General features: G+C 71.3%; 16 protein-coding genes and 2 tRNA genes. 9 read left to right on the top strand and 9 right to left on the bottom strand.

Translation table 11 applies throughout. The features are described from left to right. Positions 1 to 523: 523 nt before the first annotated feature. Complete coding sequence (locus ACFQGL_RS20920; protein ID WP_377513880.1) at positions 524 to 955, bottom strand: GntR family transcriptional regulator; 432 nt, start codon at positions 953 to 955, stop codon at positions 524 to 526. Between the two features lie 164 nt (positions 956 to 1,119). Here ACFQGL_RS20920 and ACFQGL_RS20915 point away from each other — a divergent pair, with 164 nt between their 5' ends. The 7 genes from ACFQGL_RS20915 to ACFQGL_RS20885 all read left to right on the top strand — a co-directional run bounded on the left by ACFQGL_RS20915 (position 1,120) and on the right by ACFQGL_RS20885 (position 4,330). Beyond that, complete coding sequence (locus ACFQGL_RS20915) at positions 1,120 to 2,388, top strand: helix-turn-helix domain-containing protein (protein WP_377513879.1); 1,269 nt, start codon at positions 1,120 to 1,122, stop codon at positions 2,386 to 2,388. Positions 2,389 to 2,541: 153 nt separating this feature from the next. Continuing rightward, positions 2,542 to 2,721 (top strand): hypothetical protein, encoded by a 180-nt coding sequence (locus ACFQGL_RS20910; protein ID WP_377513878.1) that lies wholly within the window; start codon positions 2,542 to 2,544, stop codon positions 2,719 to 2,721. Beyond that, positions 2,718 to 2,984 carry a hypothetical protein gene (locus ACFQGL_RS20905; protein ID WP_377513877.1) on the top strand — a complete coding sequence of 89 codons (267 nt, stop codon included), beginning with the start codon at positions 2,718 to 2,720 and terminating at the stop codon, positions 2,982 to 2,984. The genes ACFQGL_RS20910 and ACFQGL_RS20905 overlap by 4 nt, the downstream gene beginning before the upstream one ends. Next, positions 2,981 to 3,145 (top strand): hypothetical protein, encoded by a 165-nt coding sequence (locus ACFQGL_RS20900; protein ID WP_377513876.1) that lies wholly within the window; start codon positions 2,981 to 2,983, stop codon positions 3,143 to 3,145. The genes ACFQGL_RS20905 and ACFQGL_RS20900 overlap by 4 nt, the downstream gene beginning before the upstream one ends. A 29-nt stretch (positions 3,146 to 3,174) precedes the next feature. Then, positions 3,175 to 3,357: a hypothetical protein gene (locus ACFQGL_RS20895; RefSeq protein WP_377513875.1), complete on the top strand. Its 183-nt coding sequence runs from the start codon at positions 3,175 to 3,177 to the stop codon at positions 3,355 to 3,357. Between the two features lie 3 nt (positions 3,358 to 3,360). Beyond that, positions 3,361 to 3,645 (top strand): hypothetical protein, encoded by a 285-nt coding sequence (locus tag ACFQGL_RS20890; RefSeq protein ID WP_377513874.1) that lies wholly within the window; start codon positions 3,361 to 3,363, stop codon positions 3,643 to 3,645. A 136-nt stretch (positions 3,646 to 3,781) separates the two neighbouring features. Beyond that, on the top strand, positions 3,782 to 4,330 hold the full coding sequence (locus tag ACFQGL_RS20885) for a hypothetical protein (RefSeq protein WP_377513873.1): 549 nt from the start codon (positions 3,782 to 3,784) through the stop codon (positions 4,328 to 4,330). Between the two features lie 180 nt (positions 4,331 to 4,510). Here the strand turns inward: ACFQGL_RS20885 and ACFQGL_RS20880 are convergent, their stop codons facing one another. Next, positions 4,511 to 4,657: a hypothetical protein gene (locus tag ACFQGL_RS20880; protein WP_377513872.1), complete on the bottom strand. Its 147-nt coding sequence runs from the start codon at positions 4,655 to 4,657 to the stop codon at positions 4,511 to 4,513. 9 nt (positions 4,658 to 4,666) lie between these two features. Between ACFQGL_RS20880 and ACFQGL_RS20875 the strand changes: the two genes are divergently transcribed. Beyond that, positions 4,667 to 4,858, top strand: coding sequence for a tyrosine-type recombinase/integrase (locus ACFQGL_RS20875; RefSeq protein ID WP_377513871.1), 192 nt, complete (start codon positions 4,667 to 4,669; stop codon positions 4,856 to 4,858). An 83-nt stretch (positions 4,859 to 4,941) separates the two neighbouring features. On the opposite strand, the gene ACFQGL_RS20870 is transcribed toward ACFQGL_RS20875, so the two are convergent. From ACFQGL_RS20870 to ACFQGL_RS20845, 6 genes are all read right to left on the bottom strand, one after another. Continuing rightward, a tRNA-Ile gene (locus ACFQGL_RS20870) sits at positions 4,942 to 5,018 on the bottom strand. Between the two features lie 119 nt (positions 5,019 to 5,137). Then, a complete protein-coding gene (locus tag ACFQGL_RS20865; RefSeq protein ID WP_377513870.1) occupies positions 5,138 to 6,823 on the bottom strand; it encodes a M16 family metallopeptidase in 1,686 nt (561 codons plus the stop codon). Further along, positions 6,820 to 7,767: a tetratricopeptide repeat protein gene (locus ACFQGL_RS20860; protein ID WP_377513869.1), complete on the bottom strand. Its 948-nt coding sequence runs from the start codon at positions 7,765 to 7,767 to the stop codon at positions 6,820 to 6,822. The genes ACFQGL_RS20865 and ACFQGL_RS20860 overlap by 4 nt, the downstream gene beginning before the upstream one ends. A 124-nt stretch (positions 7,768 to 7,891) precedes the next feature. Further along, on the bottom strand, positions 7,892 to 9,127 hold the full coding sequence (locus tag ACFQGL_RS20855; RefSeq protein WP_377513868.1) for an NAD(P)/FAD-dependent oxidoreductase: 1,236 nt from the start codon (positions 9,125 to 9,127) through the stop codon (positions 7,892 to 7,894). After that, entirely contained in the window at positions 9,117 to 11,234 is a 2,118-nt protein-coding gene (locus ACFQGL_RS20850) for an MMPL family transporter (RefSeq protein ID WP_377513867.1), read from the bottom strand. The genes ACFQGL_RS20855 and ACFQGL_RS20850 overlap by 11 nt, the downstream gene beginning before the upstream one ends. A gap of 168 nt (positions 11,235 to 11,402) precedes the next feature. Beyond that, positions 11,403 to 11,475 (bottom strand) — tRNA-Asn (locus ACFQGL_RS20845). A 260-nt stretch (positions 11,476 to 11,735) separates the two neighbouring features. On the opposite strand from ACFQGL_RS20845, the gene ACFQGL_RS20840 reads away from it, so the two are divergent. Next, positions 11,736 to 12,143 (top strand): hypothetical protein, encoded by a 408-nt coding sequence (locus ACFQGL_RS20840; RefSeq protein ID WP_377513866.1) that lies wholly within the window; start codon positions 11,736 to 11,738, stop codon positions 12,141 to 12,143. Between the two features lie 64 nt (positions 12,144 to 12,207). On the opposite strand, the gene ACFQGL_RS20835 is transcribed toward ACFQGL_RS20840, so the two are convergent. After that, positions 12,208 to 13,215, bottom strand: coding sequence for a sugar phosphate isomerase/epimerase family protein (locus tag ACFQGL_RS20835; RefSeq protein ID WP_088949630.1), 1,008 nt, complete (start codon positions 13,213 to 13,215; stop codon positions 12,208 to 12,210). Positions 13,216 to 13,396 lie beyond the last annotated feature (181 nt).

Below are 13,396 nucleotides of genomic sequence, written 5' to 3'. Positions count from 1 at the left end.
CGCACGTCGCTCACGACGGTGTGCAATGTCGCTGCTTCGACCTCGAACGCCATGCTTCACACCCTTCCGTCATGTTGAGGCGGCGGCAGCTGCCGCCCCTCCCCCGCAGCAAGGCCAACATCTCACCGACGGCATTCCACATGAGACGCTAGCGGAGCGCGTTAAGATCTCGCCACCCTGTGTGACTGACGGTGCCGACGCCGCTGGGGGCCTTCGACCCGGCCGCCCATGTGGAGCTCGACCCGGTTCGCCGGCCGAAGGCGCTCGTCTGGACGGACGAGCGCGTCGCGCGTTGGCGGGCTACCGGCGAACGGCCGTCCCCGGTGATGGTGTGGACCCCTGCGCAGACGGGCTCGTTCCTCGGTGCGGCGGCGCGGTTGTTCGTTTACGTTTCCCCACGTGTTGTCCATCGTGGGAGTCTCATCGGCGGGACGGTCGGGAGGAAACCATCGAGCGTCGCATCTCGCAGATGGCGAAACGTTGCGGAGTCAACGGTTAACGGATCCGTTACGAACGTCGTAGATCAACGGGGCCGATCGGGTGATTGAGTCTGTACGAAGCCAACCTTGAAGCGGTGCGCCGGATACAGATCCTGCAGACCGTCCACATGCGTCACCACCAGCAGCGGCACACCCTCAGGCACCCCGTACTCGCGCCGCTCCTCCGGCGTCGGTGCCCGCGCCGACACCCACTCGCCGATGCCGACATACACCGGCTCCGGCTCAACAGGTGCACGGACCACCACCCCGCGGCCCCGCACCGCCTCGGCCAGGCCCTCATCGCGCAACAGCCGTACCGCCGCACGGGCAGTGATCGTGCTGACGTCGTACGACTGGCTGAGGACCCTCTCGGACGGTAGCCGGTCACCCGGTCTGAGCTGGCCGGACCTGATCTGGGCGCGCAGCAGCTCGGCCAGCTCTCGGCGGCCGACAGGCTCCTGCCCCGGGTAGATCACCGCCGCAGGGTATGAGCCGACCCGGAGTGGGGCGGTCGGGTACCTAAGTACCGCACACAGCACCAGACTGTCACCGGTGCGGTACCGTCGGCAGTGGCAGGCCCGCCGGTTGTAGCGGTCGGCGGGCCGCCACCCAGACCGCTACCTGGGAAGGACCTCCCACCATGGAGCCAACCATCGGCGACCGCGTTGCCGCCATCCGCAACGAGACCACCACGCTCACGCAAGAGCAGCTGGCCGAGCGGGCAGGCCTCAGCATCGAGACGATCCAGGCCCTGGAGCAGAACAAGCGCACCAGCGCCCGGATCTCCACCCTCAACAAGATCGCCCGGGCGCTCGGCGTGCACACCGCCGCGCTGATGGGCTCCGCCGCCCGGGCGCAGGCCATGCGCGAAGCGGACGCCGAGCCGCTCGGCCTCGTCGGAATACGACAGGCCCTAGCGCCCGTACGCGACGTCGCCGGCCACCTGGTCGGCCCACGCCAGCCGGTCGCCGACGAACTGGAGCTCGCGCAGGTTCGTGCCCTTGTCACCGACGCGAACGCGGCGTACCACGCCAACGACTACGCCACCGCCATCGGGCTGACACCGCCGATGCTCGCCGCCGCCGACGCGATCGTCGAGCAGGCCGGCACCACCGACAGCGGGCAGCCCGCCCTGGGCGTCGCCTCGTACGCCTACCAGCTGGCCGGGCGGCTGCTGATCCAGCTGCGCCAGCTCGACCTGGCGCACATCGCTTTGGACCGGGCCACCACCTACGCGCGTACCGCCGACGACCAGCTCGCCGCTGCGACCGCGACCGCGCACATGTGCTGGCTGCTGCTGCGTACTGGCCGGATCGTCGAGGTGGAGACGCTCGCCGCTCGGACCGCTGACGCCGTCGAGCCGCGGCTGTCCACCGCCACGCCTCGGGATCTGGCGGCGTGGGGTGTACTGCTGCTCAAGGGTGCGGCCGCCGCTGCCCGCAACGCCCGCGAGGACGACGCGCGGTCGATGCTGACTCTCGCGGCCGCCGGCGCGCAGCAGCTCGGCGACCGGATGGTCGGACCGGCAGACCAGGCCGATCGGTTCTTCGCGCAGGTGGGCGGCAACGACTTCCACCAGGCCGGCGTGCAGCTCATGCAGGTGGAGACGGCGGTCATCGCGGGCCAGCCCGATCGGGCGCTGGAGCTCGCCGGCGCCGTGGCCGGTGCTCCGCAGGTGACGCCGTCGTCGCGGCAGCGCCACCAGCTCGACGTGGCCTGGTCGTACCAGGAGACCGGCCACAGCGCCGACGCCACCCGGGTGCTGATGCAGCTGCGGGACACGGCACCGGAGTGGCTGCGGCAGCAGCGGTACGCCCGGGAGATCGTGCAGTCGATCGAGGACGGACACCGGCGGGCGTTGTCGGCGGAGCTCGCGGTGCTGCGGTCGTTGATGGACGGCCCGATCTGACAGCTGGTACGTGACGTACCATCGATCCGTTAAATCTGGTACGTGAGGTACCTGGGATCCTCACTTCGCGCCCGGAACTCTGAGGTCAGGACGCGGTAACTCACCGTTTACCAGCGGTGAGGCCGCGCCCCTCGGAGCGAGGGAGGCGACACCGTGCACATCGTCCCCAACTGGCTGCGGCGGCTCGCCCGCCGGCCGGACGCGCTGCCACCGGTCCCGCCGGGCACCAGCCAGCGCATTCAGACCCGCGAGCAGCAAGCGGCCCGGGCCCGGCTAATCGACCAGGCGCGCCGGCGCGCGGCCGAGACCCGCTACGACGGGCCGGCCCGGTGACCGCCCCGGCGATGCCGGAGCCCGGCTCCCGACTGTCGCTGCGGGCCGGCGAGTGGCAGATGGTGCCCGGCACCCCCGCGTACACCTACCACGACATCCGGGTGGTCTCCGTCCACCCGTCGGAGGACACCGCCTGGTCGTGGGTACGCGGGCACGGCCCGGAGTGCTCCTGGCCGTCGGCCGACTGCACCGCGCCCTGGTGCTGGGAGGTCCTCGTCAGCGTCGACGCACTGGCCGCTGCGGCCGCGGGCGAGCAGTCGTGACCGCCCGATCCATCGCCCTGCCGGCGGCACGCTGGCGGCGGACGCTCGACGAGCACCAGGCCGTCGACGGCCGCTGCCCGCGCTGCCGAAAGCAAGGCCGCTGCTGGGAGTGGGCCGAGGCATTCGGCCAGCTCGTCACTCACGACCTGCTGCTGTCCTGATGACCCTTGTAGCCCAGCCAGGAGAGACGATGCCGGCGCCCACGAGCCCCGACGACCGGGTAGACCCCGCCCAGGACCGCCTGGAGGTCGCCATAGACGGTGACCTGAACCGGATCCTGCGCAACTCGCTACGGCCCGACGTGCAGATCCGCGTCAGCCGGCAGGGGTGGGCGGCGTTCATCGCCAGCATCCGCTCGGGCCAGGACTACTGACCGATGCGCCGGTCGATCCAGACTCCGCTCGCTGGGATCCGGCGCGTACAGGCCGGTGACCTGTTGTACCTGACGCGCCTGGCAAGTCCACAGTTCACCCGGCCGATCACGGTCCGGGTGATCCGGCCACTGACCGACCGGCGCACCTGCAGCGGCTGGCTGTGGATCGAGGCATACGAGCTGAGCCCCACCGGGGGCGTCGGCGAGGCGCGGGAGCTGTACGTGTGCGGTGAGGGGTTGCGGTGGGCGACTGCTCCTGCCCTGGCGGTCTGGAGTACCTACCGATGATCAACGGTCCGATTGATACCTCGCCGCCTCGGCCACGCCCGCAGGGTCCGTCCCGGTGTATGGGCTGCGCCGACTCGATCCTTCCGCTCCCGCACGACTGCGGCGGCGACAAGATCCCGGCCCAGGGCCTGGGCTGGTGGTGCGACTGCCCCAAGCCGATGTGCCGCGAGCGGCAGCAGGGCATCTGGCCCGCCAAACCCGCCGGCGCCTCGAACCTCACGGGCCGGCGACCGCGCCGGCCGACATGAGACAACGGAAGGACGCCATGCGCCACCCCAACCGAAGCCGCATCGTCAAGGCCGCAGCGGTCACCATGGCCCTCGCCGCGCTCGCCTGCGAAGGCGAAGGCGGCGTCAAGAGCGACCGGCCCGCCACCGACCGGGTCGCCGACCCGCGCGCCGAACGCGTCGTCACGATCGAGATCACCGAGGCCACCGGCCCGTACGACGTGTACGTCCGCGCGGCAAAGTTCGGCGAGGCCCTGGGTGACCACACCCGCGACAAGATCGCGGGCGGCAAGTACAAGCAGACCCTCGACTACACGTCCGGGCTGAAGATCGAGATCACCATCACCGCGACCGGGCACCGCACTGACATGTTCCGCTGCCAGATCAGCGACGGGGAGAAACGGGCCCAGGAACGCGCCGCCGGTCAGGTGCAGTGCAAACTCACGACCTCGCGGTGAGCTGCCGAGTGAGCCGCGACCAGGTCAGGCGGACGCGCTGCCACCAGCTCGCCGCACGGAACGGCTCCGGCGGGTTCAGTCTCCAGCCACCACTCATACGGCAAGTATGAGCCACCAAAGCGCACGACGAAACGCCCCCTCTCACCGTGTCGGTGAGCGGGGGCGTTTCGGTCGTGACTACTACTCGGGCTCGCCAGCCTTCGCCAACACGGCGCTACGGCGCAGCTGGTAGGTGCCCCGGGTCGACAGCGGCTTGTACCGCCAGCCGGTGCCCTCCGGACCCCACTCTCGGGCGCGCTGCTCTGCATCGGCAAGGGATCGCTGCACGGTGCGCGGGTGCACGACGCCCGGCACACGGCGGCCACGCTGATGATCGCGCAGGGCGTGCCGATCGAGGTCGTTCAGGAGGTGCTGCGGCACTCGGCGATCCAGGTGACCCGCGGCTACGTGCACGTCGTGTCGGAGCTGGCGAAGACGGCTACGGATCGTATGGGTGCAACGTTGCTCCGGAGGCCGAGTACACCCTGAAATACACCCTTGATCTTGCACCCATAGATACGGATCGACCCGGGCACTCTGACCGTCAAGTCAGGTGCCCGGGTCGTTTTCGCTGGTGGGGCGGACGGGGCTCGAACCCGTGGCCGATGGATTATGAGTCCACTGCTCTAACCAGCTGAGCTACCGCCCCCTGCTGTGTCGAGGGTTTATGAGTCCCCTGCTCTAACCGGCTGAGCTACCGCCCCGTACACCGCGCCGGATCTTATCCCGTCCGGTGGATCACCGGCCAGCAGTGATCCGACCCCGCCATCATCGCCGCCGTCGCCGTAGCAGCACGATGGGCAACGCGAGGATAACAGTGAGCAGCCAGCCCACCACGACGGCTCCCCAGAGCCACTCGTCGCCCGGCTCGGTCTCGGTGGTGAGCATGCCGAGGGTGAACAGCAGGAAGAAACCGCCCACCAACACGACGGCGACCCAGCTGACCACCAGCACCGGGACCTCCCACCAGGAGCGGACGTGGGGTTCCCTGGGGGGCCGTCCCGCGGTTTTCGGCTGGGGGATCGCCTCGGGTGCGCGGGCCGGCATGGCGACCTGCCGGTCGGCCGGCACCTTGGCGTCGAGGATCGGGAGCGCCGCCGAGTGCAGGTTGAACATCGTGGGCTCGATGTGCAGCACGATGGCGTCCGAGCCGATCAGTTGCCGCGCGCCGTCCGGCCAGGCCAGCATGGCGGCGCATTCGTCGTACCGGATGGTCAGCACGCCGTCGGACCCGAGGTAGCTGACACCGTCGTCGCCGATGCGCAGCGCGCCGCTGCCCTCCCGTGAGGTGTACGTGGTGCCGTACACGGCGCTGGTGGAGTGGGTTGGTGCCGCGACGAAGCCGGCCCAGTCGGCGGTGAGCCGGCCGGGCACCATCAGCAGCGCCGATGCCATCACCTCGCCGGCCACCTCGTGCAGCGCGGCGAGGTCGACGGCCTTGAGCTCGGCCCGGTACTCGTCGACGCCGAGGTTCGGCTCTCCGGTCAGCACGTTGAGGGCGTACGACGGCAGCCGTGCGGCGTCGATCTCCGCGATGCCGAGGAAGTCTTCCCGCTTGGCGATGGTGGCGTCCAGGTCGGCCTGGTCGATCCGCCCGACCCGCAGCTTGGCGAGCACGTCGACGAAGCCGCCGAGTACGGCGCCCTGCTTCTCGGCCAGCGCGTCGGCGAGTGCCCGCAGCGAGGCGTACCCGTCGCCGCGCGGCTCGTACCCGGTGGTGGTGGTGTAGGAGAGGCCGGCGTCCTGGCGCAGCGAGCGGTACAGCTCACGCTCCAGTACCCCGGCGAAGACGCTGGCCGCGGTACGGCGCCGCACCACCGAGTCGAGCACCACGGCCCGCGAGCCGCCGACGAAGTACGCCGGTGTCCGCGGCAGTGCCGACGAGGCCACCGGTACCGGCTGGCGGGTGCCGGCGGGCAGGGCCAGGCGCAGCCCGGCGGGCACCTGGCCGCCGGCGATCCAGAGCACCGCGTTCTCCCGGGTGAACCACCGGGCGGCCCACTGACGCAGGTCGTCGGCGGTGAGTGCGCCCAGTCCCCATTCCGGGTAGCTGGTCAGCCCGTAGTCGCGGGCACCGTACCGCCACAGTGGGATGTCGTCGGTCGCGGCGGCGCCCCGGCTGCTCCACTCGGTCCGCAGGATCTCCTTCTCGACGTCGAGCCTCGCCAACGGCAGGTCGCTCAGGTGCCCGCAGACGGCGGTGAGGAAGGCCGCGATGTCGGCCCCCGAGCCCTGGGTGTGGAACGTGGTGAACACCTGGGCGGTCGAACCGTTGACGTGGTAGTCGGCCAGGCCGAGCGGGGCCAGCGCCAGGTGCTCGAGCAGGTGGGTGATGCCGGCACGGCCGAGCGTCTCGTCGGCGGTGCCGACCCGGAAGGTCAGCCCGGCGTGCATCGGCCCGCCGGTGGGGGCGAGCAGCGTGGGCACCCCGTCCACGTCCAGGTGCTGGATCATGACTGACCACCCTTCGCGTACGCCATGGTGCGGTACTTCGTGTAGCCCTCGGCGCCGCCGACGTAGCCCCAGGGGCTCGTCGTGCCGAGGTTGCCGAGGGCGGTGAACTGGCGGGCGGCGGCGGGCCACTGTTCGATCAGGCTGAACATCACCGCGAACGTCGAGCGGACCCAGACCCAGTCCGCCCGGTCGACGTAGTCCGGGTGCAGTACGGATCGTTGCCCGGCCCGCATGATCTCGTCGACCACCGACGCGCTGTGCAGATAGTCCGCGCTCTCCCGGTCGCTGTCGAAGTCGAGCCAGCGTTCCATGTGCGCCTCGGCGACCAGCACGGCGTTGGGTGCACCCTCGGGCGCGGCCTGCGCACGCTCGCGGGCGAAGGCGAACATCCGGTCCCAGTCGCCGCTCCACTTTGGGCAGAGCTGCTGCAGCAGGCTCGCCTGCGCGGGCAGGTGGTGTGGGTGCTGGTGGGCGAGGCGGTCGTAGCGGCGGCGGGCCTCGGCCTGCCCCAGCTCCAGACCCCGGGCGATGGTGACCCGCTGGGTCCAGGCGGCGGCGTCGTCCGGGTGCCGGGCGGTGACGTCGATGAGCACCTGCTCGGCGCGACGCAGGTGGTCGTGGAAGTGGTCGAACTGCTCCCGGCTGACGTTCTGGGCACGGGCTGCGCTGCGGATCCGCCAGCCGGTACGGACCAGGCTGTTGCCGAGCAGCGTGCCGGCGAGGGCGTCGGCGGGGTCGGCGTCGTACACCTGCCGCAGGAACGGCTCGGTCCCCTCCTGGTCGCCGGCCATCCCCACCAGCTTCGTCCGGTCGTCGTGGTCGCGGTCGGCGAACACCGCCTGGACGGCGGGCCAGTCGGCGGCGGTCAACGCCTTGCGCAGGTCGTTGACCTCGGGGTAAGCGACACCGGCGTCGAAGGTGGGGGCCGGGAGAGGGGCGGGCATGGCGGGGATCATAAGTGATCAACTGCGACGGCGACGTCCCCCTTCGAGGTACCCGGAACGGGGCCGACCAGTTGATCACGGCGACGGATCAGGTACGCCGCCGCCTCGATCCGACCGGCTCGGCTCAGCCCGCCCGCAGCTCCGCCAGGACCGCCCCGGCGGTACGCCAGCCGCTGGCCAGCGCGCCCTGAATGGACGGGCTGTCCCGGTGGTCACCGGCCACGAACAGTCCCTCGGCCAGCGCGACCGGCTTGCGCAGCTGCCCCTGCGGCGGCGGCGCGGCCGGTAGCGCGTTCGGTACGGGCGCGGTGGTGAGGTGGCTCCAGTCGGCGGTGGACCGGCCGTACAGCCGGGTCAGCTCGGCCCGTACGGCCGGCTCGGTCGGGGCCGGGCCGACCACCGAGGTGGCCACCAGGTGCCGCCCGGCCGGCGCGTAGGTCGGGGCGGCGTTGCTGACCACCACGGTGTTGGCGACGATTTCCCGCCGGTCGCCGTCGAGGAGCAGGATCGGCTCGGTCAGCGGCGGCTCGGGTGCGCTGTGGTAGTAGGTGGTGTAGCTGTGCATCCGTACGGTCGCCAGGGTCGGCAGCAGCGCGGCCGCGCCGGGCGGGTCGACGGCGACCACGACGGCCCGGCAGTGGATCTCGCCGGCCCGGGTGCGGACCCGGCCGGGCGCGACCTCGTCGACCGGGCAGTTCAGCTCGATGAGGTCGGCCGGCAGCGGGTCGGCGATGGTTCGGGGCAGCGCGGCCATCCCCTCGGCGGGCAGGCCGATCCGGCCGCGGGCGAAGGAGCGCAGCACCATCGCCAGCACGCGGCTGGAGGTCGCCAACTCGCGGTCGATGAGGACGCCGGACAGGAACGGCCGCAGCAACTCCTCGATGATCGCGTCGGAGAGGCCGGCCCGGCGCAGGGCCGCCTCGGCGCTGGTCTCCGGCGCGGCGAGCAGCCGGGACGTGGGCAGGGTGGCGCAGCCGGCGGCGAGTGCGGCGAAGCGCAGCCGGTCGAGCAGGGAGCCGACCCCGGCCAGCGCGGTACGCGGCCCACCGGTCGGCTCCCGCAGCGGGTTGACCAGCCGCAGCAGGTCGTCGCCCTTGCGCACCAGCACCCCGGAGGTGAAGTAGCGCAGGTCGAGCCGGTCGGTGTCCAGCAGTGTGCCGAGCCTCGGGTAGGCGGTGTTGAGCACCTGGAAGCCGCGATCCAGCAGGTACCCGTCGACGGCGTCGGTGGCGACCCGGCCGCCGAGCCGGCCGTCGGCCTCCAGCAGCCGCCAGGGCACGCCGGCGCGGTGCAGCCGCCGGGCCGCTGCGAGGCCGGCCAGGCCGCCGCCGACGATGACCACGTCGGCCTCAACGCGCATCGCGCGCCGCCCGCTCACCGTTCGCCCGATACAGCCGGCCCGGCCACCAGATCTTGGGCCCGATGTCGTACGCGAGTGCCGGCACCAGCAGCGACCGGACGACGATGGTGTCGATCAGGACTCCGACCGCGACGGCGGTGCCCAGCTCCACGAGCACCACCAGCGGCAGGACGGCCAGTGCGGAGAACGTCGCGGCGAGCACGATTCCGGCCGAGGTGATCACCCCGCCGGTGACGGCGAGGCCGGCGAGCACACCGGCACGGGTGCCGCGTTTGACCGACTCCTCGCGGACCCGGCTCATCAGGAAGATGTTGTAGTCGATGCCGAGCGCGACCAGGAAGACGAACGCGAACAGCGGGAACGACGAGTCCACCCCGGGGAAGTCGAAGACGTGCCGGAACAGCAGCGCGCACAGGCCGAGGGTGGCCGCGAAGCTGAGCAGCACGGTGGCGATCAGCAGCAGCGGGGCGAGCAGTGCCCGCAGCAGCAGGGCCAGGATGACCGCGATGACCACCAGCACCACCGGGATGATGACGTTCTGGTCGCGCTCGGCGGCGTCCGAGGTGTCCACGTTGATCGCGGTGAAGCCGCCCACCACCGCGTCCGCGTCGGGCACCCGGTGTACGGCCACCCGCAGGTCGCGGATGGCCCGCTCGGCGCGGTCGCTGTCCGGTGCGTCGGCCAGCGTCGCCTCCAGTTGGACCCGCCCGTCGACGACCTTGGGTGCCGCGTTCGGGTCGGGCGGGCCGGTCTGCTGCCCACCGGTGAGCGGGCGGACGGCGGCGACACCGGGCACGCCCCGCGCCACCTGGGTGACCTGCCGGGCGGTCCGCTCGGTGGTGAAGATGGTGGCCGGGCTGCCGGTGCCGGCCGGGTAGTGCCGGGCGATCACCTCCTGGCCGTCCACCGAGTCGGTGCGCTGGGTGAACAGGTCGGACTGGCCGAGGGTGGTGGCGCCGAGCTGGGTGAGGCCGAGGGTGAGCACGGCCAGGACGACCGCGGTGCTCAGCCAGATCGGTCGGGCGTGCCGGGCCACGAAGCCGGCGATCCGGCTCCAGATGCCGTGCTCGGTCTGCGGGTCGGCCTGGTCGACGCGGGGGCGTCGCGGCCAGAACGCCCACCGGCCGCCGAGCACCAGCAGGGCCGGCAGGAAGGTGAGCATCACCAGCAGCGTGGCGGCGATGCCGAGGGCGGCGACCGGGCCCAACGCCCGGTTGGAGTTGAGGCTGGACACCAGCAGGCAGAGCAGGCTGACGATGACCGTGCCGCCGGAGGCGATGATGGCCGGCGCGGCGCCCCTCCAGGCCGTACGCATGGCGTCCCAGGGGCGGTCGTGGCGGTGCAGTTCCTCCCGGTACCGCGCGATCATCAGTAGCGCGTAGTCGGTGCCGGCCCCGAAGACCAGCACGGTGAGGATGCCCTGGGCCTGCCCGTTGAGCTTGACCACGCCGGCGTCGGCGAGCAGGTAGACGAAGACCGAGGCCAGCGCGTACGACATGCCGGCGGCCAGCAGCGGGAAGACCCACAGCACCGGGCTGCGATAGACGATCAGCAGGATGATCAGCACCACGACCAGGGTGACCAGCAGCAGGGGCCCGTCGATGGCGGAGAACACCTCGATCAGGTCGGCGAGCAGGCCGGCCGGTCCGGCGATGTCCACGCTGAGGCCGTCCCGGTCGCCGCCGGCGATGTCGCGCAACTTCTCGACGACCGTGCCGATCTCCTCGCCCTCGGCGTCGTCCACCGGAACGACGACCTGGAGCGCCTGGCCGTCCTCGCTGGGGATCGGTGGGGGCAGCGGGGTGATCACTCCGGACACCTGGGCGAACCGGGCCGCGTCGGCGCTCACCCGTTGCCGGTCCGCGTCGGTGATCCCGGCGGGCCGCTCGTAGACGACCAACGCCGGAATGGTCTGCCGGTCGACGAACTCGCCGGCGAGGTCCTGGGCCCGGGTCGCCTCGGCGTCGGTGGGCAGGAAGGCGGCGTTGTCGTTGGTGGCGACCTCACCGAGGCGCCCGGAGTACGGCCCGGCAACGCCGCCGATCACCAGCCAGGCCAGCACGACCACGACTGCGATCAGCGTGGCCTTGCCGCCTCGTCCGGACATCCGCTCTCACCCCATGAATCGACGCATCAATCGACGCAATAGCAGCTTAGGTCGACATGGACCATCCTGCCGGGCGAGCACGGCACGGGGAGGCGAAACAGGACCGACGGGTGGCGCGGACACGAAAACGCCCGTCGGCATACCGCCGACGGGCGCTGGGTGGAGAAGCTCCCCCGATTGGACTCGAACCAATAACCTGCCGGTTAACAGCCGGCTGCTCTGCCAATTGAGCTACAGGGGATCGAACACCGCCCGACTCCGGATCTTTCCGGTGCCGTGCGACGGGACAAGAGTACAGGACATGCGGGGGTGTCGGTCCAGTGGGTTCCGCCCCGTCGGGCCCCCTCGACAATTCGGGTAAATCGTCATCCCGGCACAACCAGGCATGAGCGGAGAGCAGGATGGGTAGTTAGCTGCGGACAGAGGACGCAGGCGCGAACAGGTCGCTGCGACGGGGCAACCCGGCGGGGCGACGGCGCGTCAGGTACGGAAGGAGCCGCCATGCGCGGAAAGATCATGTTTCTTGGCGGGCTGGCTGCGGGATTCGTCCTGGGCGCCCGTGCCGGCCGGGAGAAGTACGAAGAGCTCGTCGTCCGGGGCCGCAAGGTGCTCGATCACCCGACCGTCCAGGAGGCGGCCGGAGTCGCGCAGGCCCAGGCCAACCGGCTCTACAGCGAGGGCAAGGACAAGCTCGGCCAGACAAAGCTGGGCGAGAAGCTGGGCACCGGCAACGGCAGCTCCGGCAAGCAGGAGCTGACCGCCGCCGACGACGCGTTCGCCGGCACGCCCGCCACCGTGGGCGCCAAGGCGGGCACCAGCACGGTCGGCACGACCTCCGGGTCGCCGTCGGCCAGCGCCACCCCCCGCACCAAGCCGTCCGGCTCGGGCACCAACGCCAGCACGCTCTGACCCATCGCACGTCGACGGGCCGGTCGCCGCAGGGCGACCGGCCCGTGGTCTGTCCGGGAGCAGGTCAGTCCTTGCTGCTGAACGCCGCGTCGAAGGCGGCGCTCGGGGCGTCGAAGGCGAGCCGGCGGACGAACTGCAACGCCTCCGGGGCACCGACCAGGCGGTCCATCCCGGCGTCCTCCCACTCGATGGAGATCGGGCCGGTGTAGCCGATCGCGTTCAACGCCCGGAAGCAGTCCTCCCAGGGCACGTCGCCGTGGCCGGTGGAGACGAAGTCCCAGCCGCGGCGCAGATCCGCCCAGGGCAGGTGCGAGGCGAGCCGGCCACGCCGGCCGTCCCCGGTGCGCACCTTCGCGTCCTTGCAGTCGACGTGGTAGATCCGGTCGGCGAAGTCGAAGATGAAGTTCACCGGGTCCAGTTCCTGCCAGACGAAGTGCGACGGGTCCCAGTTCAGCCCGAACGCGGGCCGGTTGCCGATCGCCTCCAGCGTTCGCTTCGTCGTCCAGTAGTCGTACGCGATCTCGCTGGGGTGCACCTCGTGCGCGAACCGCACACCCACCTCGTCGAACACGTCGAGGATCGGGTTCCACCGGTCGGCGAAGTCCTGGTAGCCGCGCTCGATCATCGACGGCGGCACCGGCGGGAACATCGCCAGGGTGTGCCAGATCGACGAGCCGGTGAAACCGACGACCGTCTTCACCCCGAGCTTCGCCGCCGCCCGCGCGGTGTCCTTGATCTCCTCGGCGGCCCGCTGGCGGACGCCCTCGGGCTCCCCGTCGCCCCAGATCCGGCCGGGCAGGATGTCCTGGTGCCGCTCGTCGATCGGGTGGTCACAGACCGCCTGACCGACCAGGTGGTTCGAGATCGTGAAGACCTCGAGGTTGTGCTTCGCGAGGGTCTCCCGCTTGCGCTCGACGTACGAGTCGTCGGCGAGCGCCTTGTCGACCTCGAAGTGGTCGCCCCAGCAGGCGATCTCCAGACCGTCGTAGCCCCACTCGGAGGCGAGCCGACAGACCTCCTCGAACGGCAGGTCGGCCCACTGGCCGGTGAAGAGCGTGATGGGTCGCGCCATTGTCCTTCTCCCCTGTTGTGATGGGGATTCCTTGTGCGGACCAGGGCGAGGGTGACCGGTCGGGCCGGTGCGCGGCGTCGGGACGAATCACCGGTGGGTGCGGAGCACACCTGGGCCCCGGCGGGTTGCGCCTCCCACCAGGGTCACCGGCCACCGTCACGGTCGCCGACACCACCCTATT

Origin of the sequence: Micromonospora vulcania (assembly GCF_042658605.1) — a bacterium.
Classification (GTDB): Bacteria; Actinomycetota; Actinomycetes; order Mycobacteriales; family Micromonosporaceae; genus Micromonospora; species Micromonospora vulcania.
Note: the sequence above shows the minus strand (reverse complement) of the source record. Positions and strands in the feature narration are given on the sequence as shown.